The sequence below is a fragment of the Thermodesulfobacteriota bacterium genome (assembly GCA_034189135.1).
GTDB lineage: Bacteria > Desulfobacterota > Desulfobacteria > Desulfobacterales > JAUWMJ01 > JAUWMJ01.
The window spans coordinates 60,877-85,707 of sequence record JAXHVO010000065.1; the positions used below are offsets into that span (position 1 = coordinate 60,877).

General features: G+C 41.0%; 20 protein-coding genes. 5 read left to right on the forward strand and 15 right to left on the reverse strand.

Translation table 11 applies throughout. The features are described 5' to 3' along the window. The first annotated feature begins 7 nt into the window (after positions 1-7). Positions 8-436: a hypothetical protein gene (locus SWH54_09545; protein ID MDY6791499.1), complete on the forward strand. Its 429-nt coding sequence runs from the start codon at positions 8-10 to the stop codon at positions 434-436. A gap of 208 nt (positions 437-644) precedes the next feature. Beyond that, on the forward strand, positions 645-1,619 hold the full coding sequence (locus tag SWH54_09550) for an NAD(P)H-dependent oxidoreductase (GenBank protein ID MDY6791500.1): 975 nt from the start codon (positions 645-647) through the stop codon (positions 1,617-1,619). A gap of 174 nt (positions 1,620-1,793) precedes the next feature. Here the strand turns inward: SWH54_09550 and amrB are convergent, their stop codons facing one another. The 7 genes from amrB to SWH54_09585 all read right to left on the reverse strand — a co-directional run bounded on the left by amrB (position 1,794) and on the right by SWH54_09585 (position 9,621). Continuing rightward, a complete protein-coding gene (gene amrB, locus SWH54_09555; GenBank protein ID MDY6791501.1) occupies positions 1,794-2,642 on the reverse strand; it encodes an AmmeMemoRadiSam system protein B in 849 nt (282 codons plus the stop codon). A 356-nt stretch (positions 2,643-2,998) separates the two neighbouring features. Next, positions 2,999-3,349 (reverse strand): cupin domain-containing protein, encoded by a 351-nt coding sequence (locus SWH54_09560; GenBank protein ID MDY6791502.1) that lies wholly within the window; start codon positions 3,347-3,349, stop codon positions 2,999-3,001. Between the two features lie 177 nt (positions 3,350-3,526). After that, positions 3,527-4,693, reverse strand: a complete 1,167-nt coding sequence (locus SWH54_09565; GenBank protein ID MDY6791503.1) for a sigma-54 dependent transcriptional regulator — start codon at positions 4,691-4,693, stop codon at positions 3,527-3,529. 134 nt (positions 4,694-4,827) lie between these two features. Next, positions 4,828-5,814, reverse strand: coding sequence for a sigma-54 dependent transcriptional regulator (locus SWH54_09570; GenBank protein MDY6791504.1), 987 nt, complete (start codon positions 5,812-5,814; stop codon positions 4,828-4,830). 184 nt (positions 5,815-5,998) lie between these two features. Beyond that, positions 5,999-7,219: an aminotransferase class I/II-fold pyridoxal phosphate-dependent enzyme gene (locus tag SWH54_09575; protein ID MDY6791505.1), complete on the reverse strand. Its 1,221-nt coding sequence runs from the start codon at positions 7,217-7,219 to the stop codon at positions 5,999-6,001. A gap of 126 nt (positions 7,220-7,345) precedes the next feature. Further along, a complete protein-coding gene (locus SWH54_09580) occupies positions 7,346-8,878 on the reverse strand; it encodes a hypothetical protein (GenBank protein ID MDY6791506.1) in 1,533 nt (510 codons plus the stop codon). A 239-nt stretch (positions 8,879-9,117) separates the two neighbouring features. Next, entirely contained in the window at positions 9,118-9,621 is a 504-nt protein-coding gene (locus SWH54_09585) for a lytic transglycosylase domain-containing protein (protein MDY6791507.1), read from the reverse strand. A gap of 479 nt (positions 9,622-10,100) precedes the next feature. Between SWH54_09585 and SWH54_09590 the strand changes: the two genes are divergently transcribed. The 3 genes from SWH54_09590 (at position 10,101) to SWH54_09600 (ending at position 12,108) form a co-directional block, all read left to right on the forward strand. Beyond that, a complete protein-coding gene (locus tag SWH54_09590; protein MDY6791508.1) occupies positions 10,101-10,703 on the forward strand; it encodes a DUF2062 domain-containing protein in 603 nt (200 codons plus the stop codon). 227 nt (positions 10,704-10,930) lie between these two features. Further along, on the forward strand, positions 10,931-11,566 hold the full coding sequence (locus SWH54_09595) for an MBL fold metallo-hydrolase (protein MDY6791509.1): 636 nt from the start codon (positions 10,931-10,933) through the stop codon (positions 11,564-11,566). A 146-nt stretch (positions 11,567-11,712) separates the two neighbouring features. Continuing rightward, a complete protein-coding gene (locus SWH54_09600; protein ID MDY6791510.1) occupies positions 11,713-12,108 on the forward strand; it encodes a roadblock/LC7 domain-containing protein in 396 nt (131 codons plus the stop codon). 47 nt (positions 12,109-12,155) lie between these two features. On the opposite strand, the gene SWH54_09605 is transcribed toward SWH54_09600, so the two are convergent. The 8 genes from SWH54_09605 to SWH54_09640 form a co-directional block, all read right to left on the reverse strand. Further along, a complete protein-coding gene (locus SWH54_09605) occupies positions 12,156-13,361 on the reverse strand; it encodes an MltA domain-containing protein (protein ID MDY6791511.1) in 1,206 nt (401 codons plus the stop codon). A 69-nt stretch (positions 13,362-13,430) separates the two neighbouring features. Continuing rightward, the gene (gene moaC, locus SWH54_09610; GenBank protein MDY6791512.1) at positions 13,431-13,913 is read right to left on the reverse strand and encodes a cyclic pyranopterin monophosphate synthase MoaC; all 483 of its coding nucleotides are present in this window, start codon (positions 13,911-13,913) and stop codon (positions 13,431-13,433) included. A 106-nt stretch (positions 13,914-14,019) separates the two neighbouring features. Further along, positions 14,020-15,165: a beta-ketoacyl-ACP synthase III gene (locus SWH54_09615; protein MDY6791513.1), complete on the reverse strand. Its 1,146-nt coding sequence runs from the start codon at positions 15,163-15,165 to the stop codon at positions 14,020-14,022. A gap of 95 nt (positions 15,166-15,260) precedes the next feature. Then, a complete protein-coding gene (locus SWH54_09620; GenBank protein MDY6791514.1) occupies positions 15,261-16,184 on the reverse strand; it encodes a dialkylresorcinol condensing enzyme DarA in 924 nt (307 codons plus the stop codon). 257 nt (positions 16,185-16,441) lie between these two features. Next, positions 16,442-19,168 (reverse strand): PAS domain S-box protein, encoded by a 2,727-nt coding sequence (locus tag SWH54_09625; GenBank protein MDY6791515.1) that lies wholly within the window; start codon positions 19,166-19,168, stop codon positions 16,442-16,444. A gap of 62 nt (positions 19,169-19,230) precedes the next feature. Next, the gene (locus SWH54_09630; protein MDY6791516.1) at positions 19,231-20,556 is read right to left on the reverse strand and encodes an HDOD domain-containing protein; all 1,326 of its coding nucleotides are present in this window, start codon (positions 20,554-20,556) and stop codon (positions 19,231-19,233) included. Positions 20,557-20,628: 72 nt separating this feature from the next. Beyond that, positions 20,629-22,539 (reverse strand): response regulator, encoded by a 1,911-nt coding sequence (locus tag SWH54_09635; GenBank protein MDY6791517.1) that lies wholly within the window; start codon positions 22,537-22,539, stop codon positions 20,629-20,631. 17 nt (positions 22,540-22,556) lie between these two features. Further along, positions 22,557-24,287, reverse strand: coding sequence for a histidine kinase dimerization/phosphoacceptor domain -containing protein (locus SWH54_09640; protein ID MDY6791518.1), 1,731 nt, complete (start codon positions 24,285-24,287; stop codon positions 22,557-22,559). Positions 24,288-24,831: the final 544 nt, after the last annotated feature.

A 24,831-nucleotide genomic window follows, 5' to 3' on the forward strand; every position in this document is an offset into this window, starting at 1 on the left:
TATTATTATGATTATATACGACGATATATTTTCCTGGGAAGGATTTGGCGGCAAGCTGCGTATTGGAAGTGGAAAGTGCAGACTGCGGATCTTTGACCTTAAACAGGGTACTGAGAAAGGGCTTGACTATATAAGACCCATTATCGCCGTGGTTTCGGATATTTCCAGAAGCAATATTAGCATCAAAAGCTGCTCCGGTCATATTGCCACCAAGGTCATCAGAGAATTCAATATTGATCCAAGCCGTATGTTATATGTGGAATATTATCCTGCAGTCATGTATGGTGAAAAGAACGAAAAAATGATACCGGAAAGATATGATGCCATAGAATTTTCCTGGCATGAGGATAAAGCAATAAAACCAAAATGGAGAACCTTAAAGCCACCGCTGGTCGATTTAATTGAGAGATTGATGGAAGAAAGACTAACCCAATAATAAGATTTATTGTTATATATTGCGTTTTAATAAACTTGTTCATTTGATTACCATGTAAGTGTTCCGGGTTACGTGTTGCGAGTTATTAGTCGGAAATAATCCTTTTTTACAACCCGTACCACCTAACTTGTAACAATTGCGTGTGACATAAAAAGAACTTTCTGATAAATAGGATTTGGTAATTTACCTTATTGAGGGAAAAAATATTATGCTGGTACTAGGATTACAGGGAAGTCCCCGAAAAAATGGCAACACCGATTATTTTTTAAAGGCATTTATGAACGAAGCTGAAAAGTCAGGGGTTAAAACCCATACCGTAGAGGTTGCTAAAAAGAATATTCAACCGTGCAGGGGATGCGGTTTTTGTGAGAAACACGGGAAGTGCGTCATTGACGATGACGATATGACCGGAGAGATCTATTCTCTACTTCGACAGGCGGATGTTATTGTGGCTGCCACACCCGTTTTTTTCTACTCCGCAACAGCACAGTTAAAGGCTCTAATTGACAGAAGCCAAACACTGTGGTCAAGGAAATATAAACTAAACGTGGTCGATCCGGGCAGGAAAACGAGACAGGGATTCCTTCTTTCTATAGGCGCGACCAAGGGAAAAAACCTGTTTGATGGTCTTAAGTTGACTATGAAATATTTTTATGATGCAACCGGGGCCGGATTTCACGGCAGCCTGACTTACCGCAGGATTGAAAATAAAGGAGATATCAAAAAGCATCCCACAGTTCTCGATGATATACAGGAAGCTGCCGGCAGCCTTTTAAAGCCGTTTCTTGGCAGAAAGAAAATTATTTTTGCATGCATCGGGAACACATGTCGAAGTCAGATGGCCTCCGCCTTTGCCCAATCCTATGCCGGTGATAGAATAGAGGCTTTAAGCGGTGGCAGCAAGCCGGAGCATGAGATTAATCCGGTCATGGTTGAAGCAATGGGGGAAAGGGGAATAGATATGGCGTTTAGGAAAACCCAATCTTTAGAATCCGCCATTTCCCAGGTAAAACCGGATATGATTATTACCATGGGATGTGGCGAAGAATGTCCCTATGTCCCGGGAGCAACGGTAAAGGATTGGGAGGTGCCGGACCCCGCCGGAAAATCGATGGATTTCATGCGAACGGTTCGTGATGAGATAAAACAGAGAGTAGAAGGGCTTATAAAGAGCCTGACCTAACCAAAATGCTCTTTTTCAGCTTGTTTGGCTGCTGCCAGATAAGTGTTTCGGGTTACGAGTTGCGGGTTTAAAAAGCAGATGAAGGTTCCGATGAACAACACGAAACGCGTAACAATATCATATGACACAAAAAGAAACTGCTGCTAAATAGAACTGATCAATTACGCGATCAGGCTAAAATACAATCCCGGTATATCCAACAAAACTGTCACCAGGACTTTTATCATAACTGGTGGCATAGGTGATCTCTTCCGCTTGCTTGGCTCCCAGCTCTTTTGCAGCAGCTATTGCTGTTGCGGCGGCTCCTGCACAACATGCATTCTGGTTTGACAATGCTTCATTGATCACATCTTCCGGTTTCATGGCGACCATTGCATCAATCACCCGGCGATCATTTTCATTTCGTGCCCAGTCAACTGCCGCTTGCCCCGTTCCTTTGGGTACAAACCCATAGTTGGGTCCATAATGGGTCAGGTCTGTGGAGCCGAGGATATTGATTCTCAGGCCCAGCTTCTTGCCGATCTCGACAACGGCTTTTCCGATTTTAAGAGAATCTTTTGCCGGAGGAACACCAAGGGGAAGGATTTTAACCGTATCAAAGAAATATTTTATAAATGGAAGCTGGAGTTCAATGGTATTGTCCTGGGGAAGGTGATCAGGCGTTTCAATATTAAAGGAAAATCGGCCGGTGAGTTCTTTTGCCAGGGATTTTTCTATTTGGATATCACCAAAGGGGGTTTCCCAGGCGCCTTCTTTCATAATATAGCAAGGTGAGCTTGAATGAAGATGCATTCCAAAAATCACAAAAACATCGGGCGGGTTGTTTTTTTTGAGAGAATGAATCACATGACAGGCAATACTTCCGGAAAAAAACCAGCCGGCATGGGGCACGATTCCGCCTACCGGATTTTCAATTGAGGAAGCTTTTATTTTTTCTTCAAGAAAACGGCTTATTTCCCTTTCGCATTCTTCGGAACTGCCAGGATACCAGGAACCGGCAAAATCGGCTTTTTTAATATTCATCTTTGCTACCTTCATATAGTAATTTTCATAAATTTTCATGCTCGACTGGGCACAACGAGGCATGAAACCTAAGGTTCGACCGGGGAATTGCCTATGGGCCCGTTACCAGACCTAACATATTAGATCGGTATGTAACACGCCCCCTATCTTCTCAGTTAAACCCATACAGGCAGAGACGATCAACGCCGCCGTGGGATTCTTTCCCCTGGGGCTGGCTCAAATCTAATTGAAGTCTGCCTCAGGCAGACCGTACGTTCATTTCTTAATAAGATGGTTATGTCTGGTAACGGGCCCATAGGCAATTCCCCGGTCGAACCGAGCTAAGATTTAAAAACAATATAGAAGTTTATTAAATATCAATCCTTTATCCATGCTGACGAGGCGGTTACCAGAATGATACAGTTCTCCTTACCGGTATTCAACAGCGAATGCCTTGATCCGGTGGGGATCCAGGTGGCATCGCCCACCGCCACCTGCCTTTTATCATCGTCTACCTGGATTTCGCCTGATCCGCTCAGTATAAAATATATTTCTTCCATGGGATCAACATGTTCTTCAATTTTCCTGCCCGGTTCAAGGGTTGCCATGGCAAAGAAACCGATTTCTTTAAGGGTGCGCCGGTCCAGTATCATCTGCGCTACTGCTCCACCATGGGCAATGTAAGTGGTTTCCATGACTTCCTTATCATTTATATTTCTGACAATCATTTATTATTCCTTTCTTTGTATCCTGGCCATGAAGGGTTTTACAGGATACGTGGTGCGGGTTACGGGGAAAAAAAGAGTTATTTTCTCTAACACCTTGCAATCGCATCCTTAGGACACCACCCAACAAAAAAGTTTTAAAAAAAGATATAATGGATCGCGATGACTGTTGTTGTATGATTAATATGGTTTTGCGATTTTTCCGAAAGCCCTTATTTCATCGGGAAGATCTTCCACTTGAATAGTGGGATCCACCCCAAAGGCAAAAGACCTTTCAACGACATTTTCCAACTGAATCACATTGCCGGGCCAATTATATTTCAATAAATAATCCATCGCATCTAAAGATACATTTAGAATCTTTTTTTCGCTCCTGTTTTTAAATTTATGTAAAAAATAGATGATAAGCAGACAGATATCTTCTTTTCGTTCCCTCAATGGGGGTATCTTAATGGAAACGGCATTAAGATAATTGAAGAATTTTCGTTCTAGGCTTCCGTTTTCCAGGCTTTCTTTAGTGTCTTTGTTGGTTGCAGAGATTATCCTTAACCCAAAATCAAGCTTTTCATTGTTGGCGTCTGATTCCATTTGTTTATGCTGCAGCGCCCGGAGGAGTTCGTTCTGAATATCGGGCTGAATTTCAGCAATTTCATCCAGGAAGATGGTTCCGCCTTCATAAGGTTTTAAAAGGTCGATAAAGGTCTCGGGTTTAATTTTTTTAGGGAGTTTTTTTGCCAGACTACTGCAATTAAAAGGGGTAAAGGGTTTGTCTTTCCGCGGACTGTTTTGGTGGATAACATGCGCGGTTAACTCTTTTCCCGTCCCGCTTTCACCCTGAATTAAAACGTTGGGGCTGTGGGGTTTCATTCTGTCAATTATTTCATAAATTTCCTGCATCCTCAGACTGATACCAACCATCTTGCCATATTTATGTCTTTCTTTTATTCTTTTCTTCAGCAATGCATTCTCACGCTTAATCTTTTTTTCCTCGACAATTCGATCAATGATTATTTTTAAAAGATTAAGTTTAAAGGGCTTCTGGAGGTAATCATAGCTTCCTGTTTTCATTGCTTTAACGGCTGACTCCAGGGTTCCGTGGCCCGTTACAATAATGACTTCGATATCGGGACTGTATTCTTTTATTCTTGCCAGGAGTTCGATGCCGTCGAGCCCGGGCATTTTGAAATCGGTAAAAACAATATCAAAATTTTTATCTTTTAATAATTGTAGCGCTTCATCGCCGCTTTCCGCAAGGGAGACCTTATAACCTTGTCTGGTAAGATATTTATCTACAATGTTCAGTATTGCACTATCATCATCAACAAACAGGATTTTATAATCTTCCATAGATACCTCCAAAACACGCGAGGAATATTTTTTCAAAAATTTTCGGCAAACTGCCAGCTACCGGTGGAGCAATTTTTTATTTGCATCATGTTTTTGTCTCATTTTTATCCATGACAGCAAGGTTGGTACTTTTTTTAGACTTCCTTGTTTATTTTATGCCTTTTTATTTTTTCCACCAAGGTGGTTCGTTTAATCTGGAGAAAATCAGCCGCTTTGTTTTTAATCCAGTTTGTTTTTTCAAGCGCATTGATAATAAGGGCTTTTTCATATTCGGTTACGGCGGTATTGAAATCAATTCCTTCATTCGGGATGCCAATTTCAGGCAGAGTTCCCGGTTGTTTTATTGTTTTAAGTTTTAGCGGGAGATCCTGTTCCTTTATTTCAGAACTTTCGCATAGTACCACAAGCCTTTCAATCAGGTTCTTAAGCTCCCGTACATTTCCCGGCCAAGAATAATTCGTCAATATTTTCAAAGCTTCGTTTGAAATCGTTAGAAGATCCTTTTTCTTTTCGCGGCAGAACATGTCAATAAAATGAGAAACCAGCAAAGGTAAGTCCGATTTTTTTTCTTTTAGCGGTGGAAGCACCATGGGTATGACGTAAAGGCGATAAAACAAATCTTCCCGGAAATTTCCTTTTTGGACCTCTTCCTCCAAATCCCGATGGGTGGCAGCGATTACCCTTACATTCGCCCTTAGGGTTTTGCTACCGCCTACAGGCTCAAATTCATTTTCTTCCAGGACTCTTAACACTTTTACCTGGAGGTCGGTGCTCATATCACCGATTTCATCTAAAAATATTGTTCCTCCTTCCGCCAATTCAAATTTTCCCGGTTTGTTTGCTATCGCGCCGGTAAATGCGCCTTTAACATGCCCGAAAAGTTCGCTTTCCAAAAGACCTTCACTAATTGCGCCGCAATTGATCTGGATAAAAGGATTCCGGCTTCGTTCGGAGCTTTCATGAATCGCTTTAGCAATCAGCCCTTTGCCTGTTCCGGTTTCTCCGTTAATGATGATGGTGGTGTTGCTGTTTGACACTTTTTTGACAATATTGAAAATTTCCTTCATTGGATCACTCTGGCCAATGATATTATCAAATATATGTTTTTTATCGTTTTTCATCGTTTAAAACGGAATATATTCATTTGAAACAAACATTCGTTTTTCCATCTTAATTCGGTTCGTCCGGGCAAACAGGCGATTTCCCGGACGAACTTTAGGTTTCATGTATCGTTGTGCCCAGTCGAGCATGTAAATTTATGAGAATGATTATAGCCGGCCATCGTCCTAAATAGAACTTGCAGTTTTAGATCAGACCCACTGCTTTAACTGCCCGCTCTATTTGCTCAATGCGTGCGTCAAGGCTGCCGGTAAATCCGATTGCTACCCGCACCAGACCTGGTGAAAGTCCCATTTTTAACTGATCTTCAGGGGGAATCTCCGAAGAAGTGGACGAACCGGAACAGGATATCAGCGTGTCAAAATAACCTAAAGACACGGCAATGTATCCGAATCGTTCCTTATTCTGTAATATGGACATCAATTCTTCAGCCTTTGCCCGGGTCTTGCAATCAATTGTAAGCATCCCTCCATAACCATAACTAGTATTTATCAACGATTTCATAAGCTCATGCTGGGGATGGGAAGACAGTCCCGGATATGTTACCGGAGCACCCATTTCTTCAAGATGGCCGGCGATAGCCATGGCTCGCATGCTATGCTCTTTCATACGAATCGCAAGGTGTGGTATGCGCTGGATAACATCAAAGGCGACCCGTGGATCAATAGTCGGGCCCAACAGCATGACTCGACCCGTGTGAAGGTCCATGAGTTTATAAATAAAATCCTTGTCAGCACATACGGCACCTGCAATGAGGTCGCTGGCACCGTTTATGAATTTAGTCATTGAATATACAACAATATCGGCACCCAGCTGCATGGGAGATATCACCATGGGGGTAAAAGTATTATCAACAACAAGCTTAATGCCGCGCTGGTTTGCCAATTTTGATAATGCAGGGATATCAGCAATATTGAGCGTGGGGTTGCCGACTGCTTCAGTGTAAATAACACGTGTTTTTGCAGTGATGGCTGCTTCAAATGCAGCAGTATCGGTGGGATCAACAAAAGTAGTCGTGATATCAATCTGGGGGAAGAGCTCATCCAGCAAAGCATGTGTTCCACCGTAAATAGTGTTACTGGATACAATATGATCTCCATGGTTACAGAGTTGCAGCAAGGTACTTGATATTGCAGACATACCGCTTGCTGTGCATACGGCTGCTTCACTTCCCTCCATTGCACTGAGATATCGTGACAGTATGTCCACTGTCGGATTGAAATGACGGCTGTACAGAAAACACCCGCCCTTATCAGGGCCCCTGATTCCATCAAAGATTTCCGGCATAATCCCCGGTTCCATAACCGTAAAAGTCGAGGATCTGGATATGGATGGGGCAACCCCACCGTGTTCACCGAACTCTCTGCGTGCTTTCCATAAAGCCTGTTCTGGATTATAATTTTTCATTTTTTGCTCCTATATATTGAATTAACGATAACGCGTTGTATGTAATTGCTGTTTGTTGTGTAAATAAAGTTTTCTATCCAGCCGTTTCGAAGTCTGCGCTTATCTGTAAAGGTCTCATCATGCTTTTCAATTAAATTGCAATACTGAGCTGCGGGTCATTCCGGATCCGACAGAATCGTTAAGGATAATCTTTGCATGCCTTAGATTATCAAGATTTCTGTTTACAGGAAAACCCTGGATGGTGTCTTCCTCTAATGCCCCGCGCAGAAGATCATAAGGGAGCCTTTGTATGCAAACAACAGAGCAGTTACCTCGCGTGTGAATGTTATTTACCATATGGTTTTCAATAAAATCCTTTACAGTCTTTTTCTTGTCGGGTTTGGCATCCCAAAAAACTTGTTCCAGCGTCAGGGGGATCATGGCGAAATTTGCCTGGTGCTCAATAAGAAGGTCGATATCGTACATGGTCAGGTTGTTTCTGGCCAGCAAGGTGGTTATATGTTTGGTTGCTCCCCGGGTGGCATACAGAAAAACCCCCTTTCCGTCCATATCTCCGAAGAAGTCTCCATTTTCCGGAATGGCTTGAATATAATCACCAAAACAGCCATGCGTGCTCGTATGTGTGTCCACAACACCTTTCCCGGGCGCTTTGAAGGAAAAGCCTTTTCCTTGATGAATTGTAATGACGGCATTAAAATCGGAAGACAGGTAAATTGAAACCACTGACTTGTATTTTCCGGATTCCACATAAGCCCTGGCAATTTTATTTACCAGCGCCGGATCTTGCTTAAGAGATTTAATGTCAAAGGCAAAAGATTGAATTTTTTGATCATAAAAATTTAAAGCCTCCTTAAAGCGTTGGAAAATTCCTTTTGCCGTCTCTTCAGGATACATCTGTTCAACCATGCTGTGCTGAACCCTTGCCGCAAGCGCTGGAACCCTGTAATTGATTTGTCCGAGCTGGTTGTCAATAATGATTCCATCGATTTTATTGTGCCCGTTTAGCTCAATGATCGTTGCAGCCATGTCTGCAATAAAAGTTTCCTTTAAGGGCGCGGTGATTTTCTCTTTGCAGGTATAATTACCGTCTGGCTTTAAGGTTGCTTTTGTTTCAAGGGCCGTCGCTAAAGCATCATCCCCAAAAATAATACCTGCGGTGTCGTCTTCTTTAAAAGCATTGGCACGGTGGATGTTTTCAGCCCCAACAATGACGGAAATATCATCTGCCTTAAGAATCCCTGTCAGTGAGAGCATGAACACAAGCTCTGCTGCCACATTAAATCCCGGGCAACCGGCATACAGATCAATCACAATGGTATTTGGACAGTACTGCTTAATAAGCTCAAAGGGGTACCTGACCAAAGGTCCCGGGTCATATTTGTCGTCCCCCACATTGGTGGCACCGATGATGATTTTTATCCGGGAAGGATCGAAATCCGCTGTATCCAAAAGATCTTTAAGGGCAATGACCCCGATCCTTTCATCAGGCCCGGCCGCCATTCTTGTACGGATACCGATTCTTTCTTCGATGGTTTGGTTGTTTACCGGAATACCGCCTTTAAATGACATTCCTTTCTTTGCATAAATTGAATTATCTACAACAGTGCCGCCATTCCATGCACCCTGTGCGGTGATTTCCAGAATAGAATCCGTGGCCAATATGTTTCCTCCCGATATAAAAGATTCAACCGCTCACAGGTATCAGATTTATGGTTCACTGTTTAGGGTGGCGGTTTTGGTTGTATCTACCACTTGCCGGGGTGCATTAATAGTTTCATTTTAATAAGTAGCTTGTATTTTACTTTATCGCAAGACCAATTATACTAAGGGAGTTGATATTTCAGGCCAAACGTCTCCGTTGTTAAACCCCTGAACCCTGAGCGTACATCCGTAAAAGATTACAGGTGCTTAAAGCTGTAATAGAATTTCAGGACTTTATCTACATAATTCTGGGTTTCTTTGAATGGAGGTATCGTTTTGTAAAGGTCAACAACAGAAGGACCTGCATTGTAAGCTGCAAGAGACAGTGACAACTCTCCGTTGAAGCGTTTAAGAAGCTTTTTGAAATATCGTGCGCCTCCCATTATATTTTCCAGCGGGTCAAATGGATCTGCTATTTGAAGAGCTTTGAGATTTTTTGGCATAATCTGCATAAGCCCCAAAGCGCCTTTTTTTGAAACAGCCCGTGGATTAAAGTCTGATTCGGCTTTAATGATTGCTTTAAGCAGCGGAAAAGAAACGCCGTGTTGCTGTGAAGCTTTGGTGATATATCGGTCATATTTTTCAGATGAATATGACGCTGAGGCTTTTTTCAATCTTTCCCGGATATATACCCGATAATCGCCGTCAGAGGATGTGGGAACGTTGGTAAAGTGTGCCACCCCCTCTTTGTCTATGTACATATAGATATCCGCACATAGCGGCAACACAGTCATAAATAAAAAGCAAAATACAAAGAAAATACTGGTACAAATCAGCTTAATGTTTTTTATCCCCACTTGATCATTTCCCGGTTTCCATTCATTGCCATAAAAGAAAAGGCTTCACCCAATGTTGAAATTAGAAATTTGGCCTTCATATGCTTATCACTGATTTACAGGGAAATTTCACCGAGATTAAAAATTACCATTCAGTGTCTTTCGGTGAAATTCCATGGTACGTTTTTTCTGAAAAATTGAAGCTCAGTTTAGCCCAATTACGGCATAAAAGCAAGTAAAAACATACATTTTTTAATGTAATCTTAACAACTTCGGTTTAATTTTTTCTTATTTTAATGGCTGTTACATCAAAAAATTTAAAAAAAAATAAACATCTTATTTTATTTTTGAAATAATTCTGATAGGGTGTGAATTCTTTCACATTTTCGATTAATAAAAGCCCTATGTACAAAAATGAAAATAGAAATCAAATAATTAGCAATAATAAAGTATTAATCGCTTTAAAGAAGGGTTATCGGAGATTTTTAAAAATCAGAGGTCATCCCAATGAAATCGCCTTGGGTTTAGCCTTGGGACTTTTTGTGGGAATGACCCCCTCCATGGGTTTCCATACGGCAATTGCGGTTTTTTTAGCGGCTCTTTTCAAATGGAATAAGATATCGGCCGCCGTAGGCGTGTGGGTAACAAACCCGCTAACCGCACCTATTATTTACGGCGTCAACTACTTTATAGGGGCAAAACTGATTGGATTGCCGAAAGCCTATTTGCTCTCAGAGGCTCATGGCTTTACCAGAATTTATAAGATAATGCTCAAAGCCCCGGAGATTTTTTGGGCATTGATCATCGGTGGTATTGTGCTGGGGCTGCCTTTGGCTGTTGCAGGTTACTATTTTTCCTATTCGGTGGTTCAGAAATATCAAGACGATATTAAACAAAGGCTGGCAAGATCGAAAGAGAAGTTGGCTCAAAAGAAAGAGATGAGAATTAGAAAAAAGATGGAGAAAGATGCAGCGGTCATCGACTTTAAAATGAATGAAAAAAAATAGTTGTAGGCGTTCACGGCTTGAAAGCTGAAATTAAAAAAAATTACCACGGAGTTTCACCGAAAGACACTGAATGGTAATTTTTAATCTCGGTGAAATTTCCCTGTAAATTTGTGGTAAAAAATATGAAGGCCAAATCGCTGTTTTCTAATTTAATGATTCCTTAACTGGTTACCAATATTTTTTTTGCTACTGGAATCTGTTGGCGGGAGCAAGGTTTTCTGAAATTTATGAAAATCACCATCATTTATGACAACACAGCCTGGGATAAAAGCCTTGAGGCGGACTGGGGATTTTCCTGCCTTGTAGAGGCTTGGGGAAAAAGCATACTGTTTGACACGGGGGCAAAAGGAAATATTCTGCTTGGCAATATGGATAAACTGGGCATTGATCCAGGCAAAGTGGACGAAATTTTTATCTCCCACTCACATTGGGACCATGTGGGAGGGCTATCCGACTTTCTAAGAAAAAATCCTGTTAAAGTCTATATTCCAGCTTCTTGTCCCAACCCCGGTTTTACCGACCAATGGATCAGGATAAAAGATTCCTTGCGGATTCACCAAAATATTTTTTCCACAGGTGAGCTTAAAGGTATAGAGCAGTCTCTGGTGGTTAAACAAAATGGCCACACTGTCGTCATTGCCGGGTGTTCTCATCCTGGCGTTGGTGAAATCCTAAGGGCAGCCTCACGACATGGTAAAGTCAACGCGCTTATAGGTGGGCTGCACGGCTTTGACGAGTTTGATTTAATCGACCATATGGAAACGATATGCCCGGTACACTGTACACAGTACATTCAAAAAATCAAGGCGCTATACCCGGAAAAATATATGGAAGGAGGGGCCGGGAAAGTTATTAATTTATAAGTTCTTATCCGTCACTGATCACCCGGAGAACATAAATAATATTTTGTTTTATTAACTGGTTATCTTTGTGAGCTCATTGTCCTCAGTGGTAAGTTCGATTTTTTAAGTTCATCAATATTACAAGTCTTAAACAAAGGAAGAAAATCATGATATACGCCTTTGAACAGGAGCAACTTGATAAGACCGAAGATATCCTGGAGAAAAACCTGATCGAAAACGGTGTTAAAAGCGCTATAGTGCTTGATTTGGCAGGACATATTATTGCCAGCTGTAAAAGCAAGGGGTGCACCCATGATATATATTCACTTGCAGCTCTGGCGGCAGGTAATTTTGGCGCGGTGAGTGCAATGGCACAGATCGTTGGAGAAGAAGAATTTTCATTGCTTTTTCACAAAGGAGAGGATGAAAATTTGCATTTCAGTAAAATAAGTGAAGAGTTACTGCTGATCACCACCTTCGGAAATGATGTATCGTTGGGTTTCCTTCGTATGAAAATCAGTGAATCTCTTAATACAATACGGGATATTTTTAGCGAATCCTAAGCGAGCATATTTATATGAATGACTATAAAGGTGCGAAGCTTGATTAATTACATTGTACCCTGTTTTAAAACAAGAAAAAACAATTTCCCCGGATGCTGCATATGACCGGCAGCAATTTGGGCATACTTCCCATTTCCCCAGAATAAATCCGCCCTCCCCGGACCCCGTATCGCCCCACCGGTGTCCTGACTCGAAACAAACCGGGAAAAATCAGTCCAGGCCTGAATTTTACTATCGGCATTTATCAGCGGTTTTTTTGTTTCCACAAAGGCAAGAGAAGGAAGAGAAAATACCCGCCTGTCCAAGGCAATTGATCTTCCCGGCGTCAATTTGACATTCAGGCAACCCAGAGGGCTATCTTCTTCAATCTTAAAAAATACATAGCTGGGATTGAAATTTAATACATCCTCGATTTCTTCAGGATGATTATTTAAATACTCACGGATTTTTTGCATGGACATTTCCGATTGGGGTATTTTATCCGAATCAATTAATAATTTGCCGATGCTGCGATAGGGGTGACCATTGGTCGCATGATAATGAACATTAATCGTATCGCCGGTATCAAGGTGAATCCTGCCTGATCCCTGGATTTGCAGGAAAAAGAGATCGACCGGGTCTTTTAACCAGGCCAGTGGTAGAGATTTTCCTTCAAGCACATTTATTTGTGATATTTCCCTTCGATCATAATAAGGAACGACCGTTTTATTGGTAAGTCGACCGGCAATGTTTTCACCCTTATACTTTTCCGAAAATGGACTCAGATCAATTTTAATAAGATCGTCGGGAGTGGTGAGCACGGGTATGTTATATTCCGCATTCCGCTTTAAGCGGCCCTGTAAAAAAGGTTCGTAATACCCTGTAAACAGGACTTCTCTCCGACCGTTACGCCCTGCGGACTGATAAACCAGATAGTTGGATTTGATAAAATATTGCAGATCTTTTTGCGATGGTTTTGTTTGTATAAAGCTCAGGAAATATTCAAAGGATCTGATCATATGCGAGGCGGTAAAAAAATCGTCTCCGTATTTAAAAGGTCTGTCTGAAGGGATTTTTTTCAGATATTCAATGCTCTTAAGGATACTATGCTCCAGTCCGTCATACAACATATCATCGCTGAACCCGGGATGGGATGATGGAGAAAGCCGGATTAGCGGGTACGTCTTTTTAATGGCACATCCTGTGAAAAAGAGGGAAAGCAGGGCAAAGATAAAAATGACGGGAATAATATTACGTAAAGATGAGTGATTCATAATCTGAATGTTGGGGCACTAAAGAAGACAGCTTCTACGAGACTTTGGGAAAAGAACTGACTAACACATTTATCGTTCAAACCTCCCGCTTTTTCCACCTGATTTCTTAAGCAGACAAATGTCTGAAATAGTCATTCCCCGGTCATACGATTTGCACATGTCATATACCGTAAGAGCCGCAATTGATACAGCTGTCAAGGCTTCCATTTCAACACCCGTTTGGCTGAAAATTCTAACAGCCGATTCGATCCTGAAAGAACACGCATCGTTATGCGGATAAAAATCAACGGAAATATGGGTGATGTTTAACGGATGACACATGGGAATAAGATCCGAAGTTTTTTTCGCTGCCATTACCCCCGCAATTCTTGCAGCTTCAAGGACATTACCTTTTTTTACTTTCTGATTGAGTATCATTTCAAATGTTTCCTGATTCATGGAAATGACACCCTGAGCCACAGCGATGCGTTCAGAGGGCTTTTTATCGGTGACATCCACCATGCGGACATGTCCTTTATTGTCTATATGGGTAAACGAAGGCTTGGTATCCATACAAATTTCAATCCATCTCCTGTCTTCTCTCTGGTCACCGATAGAACCTGCATGGGTGAGAGGAGAACAGCTTGGAGGCCATAAGTGGTGTTTTCCAAAAATCTCACTATATGGCAGTAAGCATCATGTAGCAGTGGGAAAAACGTCCGCTTTCCGGAATAAAGCAAAGCAGTTTCTGGCCTTTTTTTAACTTGCCGGAATGGAAGAGCTCTTCCATTATGATATAGATGGAGGCACTTCCCGTGTTTCCTTTTTGGGTAAGATTGGTAAACCATCTTTCATACGGGATCTCAAAATTGATATTTTTCATACCGTTGTAAAATTTATCCCGGAAATACCCCGAAGAATAATGAGGAAGGAACCAGTCGATCTGTTCAGGTTTAATTTTACGTTTCTTTACCACGCTTGCCAGAGCTTTATCCATTGCTGTTTTAACTATTTCCTGAGCAAGCAGTTTTGTATCCTGCTTTATTAAAAATTTGTATGGCTCAGCCACAGGATCGATTGATTCCGTTTCTCTCCAGCCGGTCATGGTTCCGTCTTCATTTTTCACACCACCCGCATACATGCAGGTTTCCAGCTGCCCCGCGTACGAAATATTTTCTATCCAGTCTATTTTTAATGAAATACAATCTTGGTTTTTTTCCCCTGAGAGAAATACTGCACCCGCGCCATCTGAAAGCATCCATCTTAAAAATTCCGCATCAAATGCACGTACCGGTTTTTCTTCAAGGTCGTCGCTGGGAGCTATATCGGCAGCAAAAAATTTTGCTCTTGAGTAGGATGAAGCCAGATCTGAACCGACCGCCACTGCATTTTTTGTACTACCTGTCGCTACATTCATAAAGGCATATTTTAGTGCCGTCATGCCACAAATACATATGCCCGAAGTGGTTACTGCGTCACAGGGGGGCAATCCAAGTTCACCTAACACCATAAGCGCATGGCCGGGGAATAAAAGATCGGGAGTCGTCGTTCCGCAGCTCAAACATTCAATATCATCTATGGAAAAATTTTGATAAGGATTGAGTTTGCGAACCGCCTCCGCAGCAAGCTGGGCATTTGTGTGTGTCAGTTTCCCTGTTGTTCGATCAATGGCATAGTGGCGGGTTTCAATCTTATTATTTCTAAGCATGATCCTTTTTGTTCTCGAAGGGATATCGTTTATCCTGCCAAGCACGTCCTCAATCTCATCGTTATTTACGGGGCTATGGGGTAAAAATGCAGTTATATCATTAATATAAACGTTCATTACTCAATCCTTATTATAAAACCAGATGAATTTGGCTGCTTACCAATGCATCACCATTAATCTTGCCTGATAATTTATTACCTTGTCTTTCATTGTCAATGTTTTAATGAGTTTTGAGAAAAATATTCAACCGCCTCTTTTATTTTTTTTCTGTTGACGATACGGGCTACAAAGGAAACAAGGGTTGCCAGAGGAGCAATTAAAAAAATGGCAACTATCAGATAATAAAGAAAAAGGCGAACCCTGAAGCTCCTGTTCGGGTCACCCGGGCCCCCTTTTTGTCGAATAAAATTTGACCAGATGTTAAATATTTTCAAAATTCTTTTTTCAAAGATAATATAAGAAGGAAGCACGCATATGGCTCCATGTTTGTTTAATACCGCCTGGTCTATGTCTATTTTATCTTTTGCTAGTCCTTTTAGCAGGATATGACCGAACCGTTTTGCATCTTTAATGTCCGTATCCGATACACCAGGACGGGGAAGAATTTTTAAGCAGCGATCTTTTTTCCCGGTGAACATCCAATAGGCTATGGTCGCAATGCCGACCAGGTTTTTGGCCTTATCCATTAAAACGATATTTCCGGCAATGTTGCCCCCCATATCATATATCCGGGTTTTCACTTTTTCCTGTGCCAGCAGCCACATATTGCGGCATCCAATCACGGTAACCACGGGTCGGTTCTTTATGACTTTTTGAGCCTCGGGGGATTGCAGAAAAGCGGTTACGGGTATGGAAGGGGACATATACCAGACTGTATATGCCAGAACAATGAGATCAAAATTATCATCTGCATTAAAGTTAAAAGGTTCAAGTTCGCAGGGAATTTCTTGGAATGATTCGGGGAAAACATCACAAAACTGCTGACTGGTCCAGGGAAAGGGAAATTTTTTTTTCGGTTTTAGCTCCTCAAAAACCAATGATACATCCTGACTCTTCTCCAGAGGCGACAGGATAGATTTTACAATTTCAGTTAATTGACCAGTCTGAGAAAAATATACAACTAGAACTTTCTTCATCTGTTACCTTTGTTACCTTTCAATGATTTTTCTGGTGCAGGACAATTTACAATTAAAATATCCATAAAATCGTAGTCAGATACAATCTGACCAAACCGAAATAATAACCACATATAATAATAAAAATCAATAAAAAAGAATGATTCTATCTCTTGATACAGAAATTTGGCAGGAATATTGGTAATCATCGCCTCAGGCTGAAAAGAGGATTTTTAATTGATAGTCTTAAAACCATTTGTATTTTAGGAGCTTAATAATCATTTATCGACCTCGTGATTCAGTACCTGGCGGACTGTCTGTACAAATTCATCAGTGGCATAAGGCTTTTGGATGAAATGAACATCGTTCTTTAATGCACCTTGATGAACAATATGATTATCCGTATACCCGGACATAAAAATCACCCCGGCTTCCGGAAAAATTTTACTAAATTTCTCAGCCAGCTCTTTTCCGTTCATTTCCGGCATAATAAGATCGGTTATAAGCAAATCAGGTTTAATTTGTTCCTTGTCGATTAATTTTAAAGCAGCGCTGCCGTTTTTCGCTGAATAAACCCGGTATTTGAAAGATTTCAAAACTGTAACGGTATAATTTCGCACACCTTCATCGTCTTCAACAATCAAAATAGTTTCGCCAAAACCCGAAATAGCTTCTGTACTGATTTGCTCTTTAGAATTATTTTCGGCTTTTGCTTCAGTTGCCGGCCAGTAAATCTTGAATGTTGTCCCTTTTCCCGGTTCACTGTAAGCGTAAATGCTGCCTTCATTTTGTTTTACGATACCGTAAACCGTAGCCAGGCCCAGGCCGGTTCCTTTTCCGATACCTTTGGTTGTAAAGAAGGGCTCGAATATTTTTTGTTTAGTATCCTCATCCATGCCGATTCCGGTGTCGCTGACGGCAAACATGAGATAATGACCTTCCGTAATGCCCTGATGTTGATCGATATATTCTCCACCAACATACATTTTTTTTGTTTCGATTGTTATTTTCTTTTCAGAGGCTTTATCCGTTTTAGTGTTAATGGCGTCTTTGGCATTTACAACCAGGTTGATTAAAATCTGTTCGATCTGACCGGGATCGGCCATAATTATGGGCGGATCAGGAATCAATTCCATTTGAACGCTGATATCTTCTTCAATCAGGCGCCTCAGCATTTTTGTTAAATCGGCAATTACCCGGTTGATGTCTAATGCTTCAGATTTATATACCTGCTTACGGCTGAAGGCCAGTAACTGCCTGGTCAGGTTTACCGCTTTGTCGCCGGCTGTTTTAATTGAACTGATATCTTTATAAAGAGAATGAGTGTCGTCAATTTTCATTAAGGCTAATTCACTGTGGCCGTTGATTACTGATAAAAGATTGTTAAAATCATGGGCCACACCTCCGGCCAGTGTGCCGACCGCTTCCATCTTCTGCGCCTGGCGCAATTGCCCTTCAAGTATTTTTCTGTCGCTGATATCGATTCCGAGCCCGATAAGATATTCCCTATTTTGAAACACCACTAGTTTTCCGTTTAGAAAAAAAGGTATTTGCCGGCCGACTTTAGTTGTAACCACTTCCTCCCGCGTGGCGTAGCCTTTGCTGAACGCATCTTCCATACCTTCGGCAATGTTTTGTTTACTTATTCCTGAAAAGAAGTCGAGCATTTGCATTGATTGAAATTCCTGCCTGGAATAACCGGTTATTTTCTCAAAATTTTCATTCCAATATAAAAACCTGCCGTCCCGGCCAAAAGCATAAAAAATACCGGGCATGCTGTTTATTAAATATCCTAAAAATTTTTGCTGTTCGGCTAATTCTTTTTTTATTTCTTTACGTTCGCTGATATCCGCAATAATACCTCGAATACCGGCAATTTTGTTGTTTTTAATGATTAACGAGGGGAAGGCAAGAACCGGGAAAGGGCTTCCATCAGATCGCTGTGCTATGATTTCTATTGATTTAACAATTTGCCCTTTTTGTATTTGCACAATCTTCTTTTCTATTTTTGCATGATAATCATGATGAATTAATTGAAAAATGCTGATTTTGTTTTTTAAATCATTTTCAGTATATCCAAATAATGCATAAACATTTTTATTAACAAATGTAATAATACCTTCATTATCTATTTCAAACACAGTCTGGGGCAGGTTTTCGACAAATTCACGAAACTTTTTATCGCTTTCCCTGAGTTCATCTTCCATCTTTCTGCGTCCGGTTATATCCCGCAAAAGGGCTACGATTTGTTTTCCTTTCGACGTTTCTATCAGCGCCGCGTTGACTTCAACCGGAATGATTGTGCCGTTGTTAAGTATATGATCGACTTCATGATTCCTGACAACACCTTTTGAGATTACTTCCTGAATCGCTTTTTGGGTTTTTTCCTGATCAGAGCCGGCAGTCCAATGTGAAATATTTTTGCCTTTTATATCTTCGGCATTTGTAAAACCGGATAGTCGGGTATATTCAGAGTTTGCTTCTATAACATTTCCTTTTATATCGAGAATAGCATAACCGGTTCCTGTTGCTTCGATCAGCGCTTCTAATTTTTTTTCCCCGGAATCAATCTGTTCCGCGGTCCCTTTTATCGCTGTAATATCTTTATCTACTCCGGAGTATCCAAGCAATTTACCATTATCATCCAGCATGGGCAGTCCGTTAGTTAATATATGAACTTTTTTGCCTTTTTTCGTCAGATTCATGTTTTCAAGATCAACAATCGGTTTTTTCTTCCGCATTAAACTAACAAAAATCGCCCTTACCCTTTCAGCTTCATCATCCGGCATTAAATCGAAAGGTGTTTTTCCGACAATTTCTTCATCTGAATAACCCAGTATATTCGCCTTTGAACCTGCTGCGTGGGTATAAACGCAGTCGCGGTCAAACTCCCAAAGCCAGTCGCCTGAGCAAAGAGCAATATTACGAAAAAACTGCTCGGATTTACGCAGTTTCGATAATTCTTCTAATAGTTGTTTTTCGGTTTTATATTTATCTTCGGTCATTTTAAGCTCCAACGTTGATAAAAAGACTTCATTAAACATGTCAATACAAGCAGGAGTCTCTATTAATTATTAAATCCGAAAGACTGCCAGGGCACTATATCAATCAGCTCCGGTAGTTGTTTTGCTGTCAATCCTAATATCATCAAAGTCAGTTTAATATCAATTGTTTTCATTCGTTCCAATTCAAATTCCACCCGGAAACGAGTCATTAAAAGATCTGCCAGGCAGATTAGATGTGTTAATTCCGGATAATTTGATGCCTTATGCGGAGTGTGGTGGTAAGCGACTACTTCTTTTAAGCTTGCCGGAAGCTCCCAGCGTTCGGCAAGCATTCGACCGGTTTCAGCATGAGAGATTCCGAAAAGTTCCCTTTCCGTTTCGATGAGCGATTTGTCATCTTCAAACATTCGCCGGTAAAAATAAGAGTTTTCTTCAGCCACCAGCTGATCTAAAACAGTTTTGCCTATATCATGAAGCAGGCCTGCGGTGTAAGCCACGTCAGGTCGAACCGCTTTGCAGTATTCAGCTATTTTCTGGGCGGTAATTGCCGTGCCGACAGCATGGTGAAACAGTCCGCCTCTGCTCAGCGAATAACCGCCCTGCGATTGTTCATAGAACAATTCAGTGTAAACAGACAAGATCAACTGTAGAATTTTCTTTTCACCCAAAAGAGCAATACTACGGTCAATCGATTCAACCCGCATACTTAAGCCTAAATAAGAAGAATTGCAAAACTGGAGCACTTTAGCGCTTATAACCTGGTCTTGTCTTACTTCTTCGGCAACTTCCTTTATCTTATTATCACCGCTGTGGAGCATGCGCATAATTTTCAATGCGGTCTGGGGTATGGGCCGCACGTGTGTTATAGCGGCTTCGAGTCCTTTTTTATCTAATTTTTTGTATTCACCGGCTTCCCTGTTTTCCGGCAATCTCAAGGGCTCAACGGAAATCTTCAAACTTTGCATATCTAATTTCAAACAACAGCTAAAATATCCCCCGGTTTCAGAGTTTACATGCTCTATATTCGAGAAGCCGAGATATTCCATAACTATTTCCGTAATTTCACCGCCGATATTCAGTTGCAAGTCCTGCATCGTGACGCTTCCTACAAGTGCGCCACCGGCTGCCATAATCTGCAGATTATCTTTTTTAGCACCCGAATCAAATATTTTTTTGAAAAAGAGAGGCAGCCCTGTAGAAGCATATCTGAATAAATTATCGGGAGCCGACCCTGCCGGCCTGGGCAGGAGGATATGATATAAACCGCCAATGCGGGCTTTCTCATCAATGACTGCCAGGCCGACGCAGGAGCCCAGATAGGCGGAAAAAACCACATCATTAGAACGGCCAACCCAGTATTCACCGCTGCCGATTAATTTTTCTATCATAAACCGTAGTGCTTCAGAAAATTCGGGGTACGATACTTGTATTTGAGAGATGTTTACAAAATGTAAATGAGCTTATTTTTCATCCAGCACATTTTTAATAATACTGATAAAGCTCTTAAAGCTGAAAGGCTTAACTGCTTTTCCTTTAAAACCGTATTTTGAGTAATCGGTTAAAACGGGGTCGTTTGAATATCCGCTAGAAACAACGGCTTTCACATTTACATCGATCTTTAAAAGCGCAGATAGAATCTCTTTTCCTCCCATACTTCCGGGTATGGTAAGATCCAGCACTACGACATCGAATGGTTTACCTTTTTCATAATTTTGCTTAAATAACCCGATTGCTTCTTTGCCTTCTTCAGCAAAGCATACTTCCATGCCGCATCTTTTTAAAAATTCCCCGGTAATATTACGAACTGCTTCTTCATCATCCACAACCAGAGCGCAGCCTGACAGTTGGACATCAAAATTCCTGGTGGTGTTTGTAACTACTGACTCAACGGTGGCGGGCAAGTAAACAGTGAAAACAGAGCCTTCGTCAACGCGCGAATCAACCGTTATGCAACCTCCGTGTTTTTCTATAATCGAATAAACGGCAGAAAGACCCAGTCCGCGTCCAAGCGTGTTGGTTGTAAAGAAGGGGTCAAATATTTTTTTTATGTTTTCCGGAGGGATCCCGATACCTTCATCGCGGATGATGATCTTAATATAGTTTCCGGAAGACAGTTGTGCGGTTTTAATCTCTTTAGCTTCTTTCCCGTAAAGATTCTCAGAAGCAATCCATACTTGACCGCCGTCGGGCATAGAGTATATAGCGTTCAATGTCAGGTTGGTAAAGACCTGTCCAAACTGGTCTATATCGATCTCCGCTTTCCAGAGATCGGGTTGCAAATTAAAACGACCGCGAATGGGAGAGCCCTGCAAGGCAAAATCAACGCTTTTATGAATAAATTTATTCATATCCGTCTCTTCTTTAAAGGGCGAACCGCCTTTGGAAAAAGTAAGCAGCTGGTTGCTTAACTTTTGAGCGCGAAACGTTGCCTTCTCTGCCTCTTTAAGCATTTCCTCTGTTTCATGCGAGGATTTCGAAGTCATTTTAACGAGAGAAATGTTACCCAGGATTGCCGTGAGAATGTTATTAAAATTGTGAGCAATCCCTCCTGCCAAAACACCCAGCGATTCCAATTTTTGCGCTTTAATTAGTTCTTCCTGCATTTTCTTTTTTTCGCTTATGTCACGAAATATAAACACAAACCCCTTGAGTGTATCGTTTTCTCCGCCGATGGGCGATATCGTAAAATCGATGGGAAGGGTATGCCCGTTTTGTGCAGAAAGTTGTACGTTTTGAAGAAATTGAGGATTTTCCTTTTGATATTTATAAATATCACGAAGATCGCCAAATTTTTTTTTAGTCTTCGCGCAGGAAAACCGGATTATTTCACTAATGTGCTTGTTAAGAACATCTCCCTGATTCACATTTATGAGTTTTTCCGCTACAGGGTTTAAATATTCTATTATTTCGTCCGGCCCGGTTGCGACAAGGCCCTCACCTATGCTGCTTAGGATAATAGAAAGCCATTTTTTATTATTTTTCAGTTCAAGTTCCAGCTTGTGCCGCTGGAGCGACATTTCAATCGTGATCTGCAGCTCTCTTTCTTTGAATGGTTTTAAAATATATCCGTAAGGTGTTTTTTCTGCGGCACGTTGTAATGTTTTAGTATCCGAATGCGCCGTAAGGAAGATAATGGGAATATCATATTTTTCATTAATCAATCCGGCAGTTTCAATACCGTCTTTATTTCCTTTAATAATGATATCCATAAGTATCAGATCAGGATGAATTTCTTTGGTTTTTTGAATTGCCAGGTCGCCGGAATTGACCGCCACCGGTACCGAATAGCCCATTTTCAACAGCCTGTCTCTGATCTCCAGTGCGACAATGCTTTCATCTTCAACGATTAAAATTTTAGTTTTAGCATCCATATTTGCTCCATTTTTTCTTAAGAAAATAAAATTTCAAATTTGGTTCCGTTTTCTTTTTTCAAGTTTATTTCCCCATCCAATTGGTCGACAAGCGAATTTACCAACTGCAGACCTAAGGATGTGGTCTCGCGGAAGTCGATATTTTCCGGGAAACCTTTGCCATTATCACTAACAATCAGCTGTATCTGTTTTGCATTCGTCTGCTTTAAGGATACATGAATTTGCATAAATCCGGTTTCTGAGGAATTGTCTTCGGGCGATACAGCGTCGTTGGGGAAAGCGTATTTCATGATGTTTGAAACCAGTTCGTTTATAATCAGTCCACAAGGGATGGCCTTATCTATGCTTAAGGGAACCGAATCAATATCTAATTGTAAATTAGCGGTACGACCTTCCTGCTTATAGGAGCTTACTATTTCGGTGGTTAAAGTATAAATATATTCTTTTATCGAAATATTTGCAAGATCATCGGAACGGTACAGGTTTTCATGGATCAGAGCCATGGAAGTAATCCGGTTGCGGCTGTCTGTGAACAGTGAGGCTGTTTTTTCATCTTCAATATTCCTTGATTGTAAATAAAGCAGGCTGGAGATGATTTGCAGGTTGTTTTTTACGCGGTGATGGATTTCCTTTAGCAGAACTTCTTTTTCCCGCAGGGAAGTTGACAAGGCTTCCTCCGATTTTTTTTGGTCTGAAATATCCTGCACTGTTCCGACCATTCGTATTTTGTTATTTGATTCTTTCGGCTCGCTTTTGCCGATCCAGTGCACCCAGCGTATTTCTCCGTCGTCGCGTATAATCTGAAATTGAACGTCAGGCTGTTTTTTTCCTTCTAAGAACATGTCAACCTCGGCAGTAACTAAAGAAACATAATCAGGGTGTACATGTTTAATAAATTCTTCCATAGGTACTAATTCGCTCTTCGAGGTTATTCCATAAATTTTTGCAACCTCTTTGCTTAAAATGGCGGTGCGAGTATTTAAATCGAGTTCCCAATTTCCGATGTGAGAAATAGCCTGGGCTTCATGAAGATCGGCTAAAAGCTTTTTTTGTAATATATGGAGTTTGTCCCGCTCCTCCAGCACGTGTCGCAACGAACGTATTTTGTTTTTCAGCATGTCAACTACATCGCCGCTGAAATTAGCCATTAAAAAAAATGCAGTAATATTAAAGATGACCAACACGGTTTGCTCAAAAATATCGAGTTCCCACTGAAAAGTGCGGATCACCGGTATCCAGTTAAAATATTGGCCGAACACAATAAAACTATAGCCTGCTGAACTGACGAAAGCCAGCCAGTAAGCCATTCCTTTATAAAAAATGAAACCGATTAAAGCGATGCCAAAGGCAAAAATCACAATAGAAACCGGAAAATCTATTCCGCCGAAAAGATAGGTAAAAGCAGTGATCAGCAACATATCCAGGGTGGCCTGAACGGTACCGAACAATTCAATATTCTTAAAACGTTTGATTAGAAAAGAATAGGGGGTGTTTATAAAGGCTTCGATGAATTCGACAATCAGCGTCCAGATAAGCAATCGTTTCTGAAAAAAAAAGATTATTTTTTCTTCAGGTTCATAAAAATAGAAATACAAGTATAAACCCGCGGTTAAAAGGAAAAGACCTGCTGCCACCAGGTTGCGAATTTTATTCATCCACTTCAGGCGCTGGATGAGCTCTTCCCGATCATCGTATATGGGGCTTATATATTGTGCTTCAATTTCAGTTCCCCGTTTATTTTTCTGCACTTTTAAATCCTATCCCCGTATTCGATTTTGACATAATTGGCGTTGTCCAAAGGTGGAAAGACAGGTCCTGCATTTATAATAAGAATTATTGTTTTAGCTTTTTACGAAACCATCAGAGCTATAATCCGGCCTTTTAGAAATATATGCATGTTTTATGCCAGGAAGTTTGTTATAAATAAATAGCTATAATTTCATTTGGTTATATAACAGTGCCCAACGGTTTTTTATTTATTCTGTCAAAAATATGGCATAACCCCTAATCCGGACAAGCCGGAAAAGTTGAGCGTTTCACTTGAAGAGTGCTAAGATTTAGGCTTAAAGCCCCGCACAGCGGGACACTCCTTAAGGTCTTTTCTGCCATTGATGGCAGGATCTGATTTCTCCGATTATTTTTTTTGCCGCTAAAATCATAAAATATACACTTAAGGTACCAATACATGGAGATTTTAATAAGGGAAAACTGATAATCTCTAAATGCAGATGAAATTCCATCTTAAAATTAAAAACCACAAAAAAATATATGAAAAACTTTTCATACTTATCT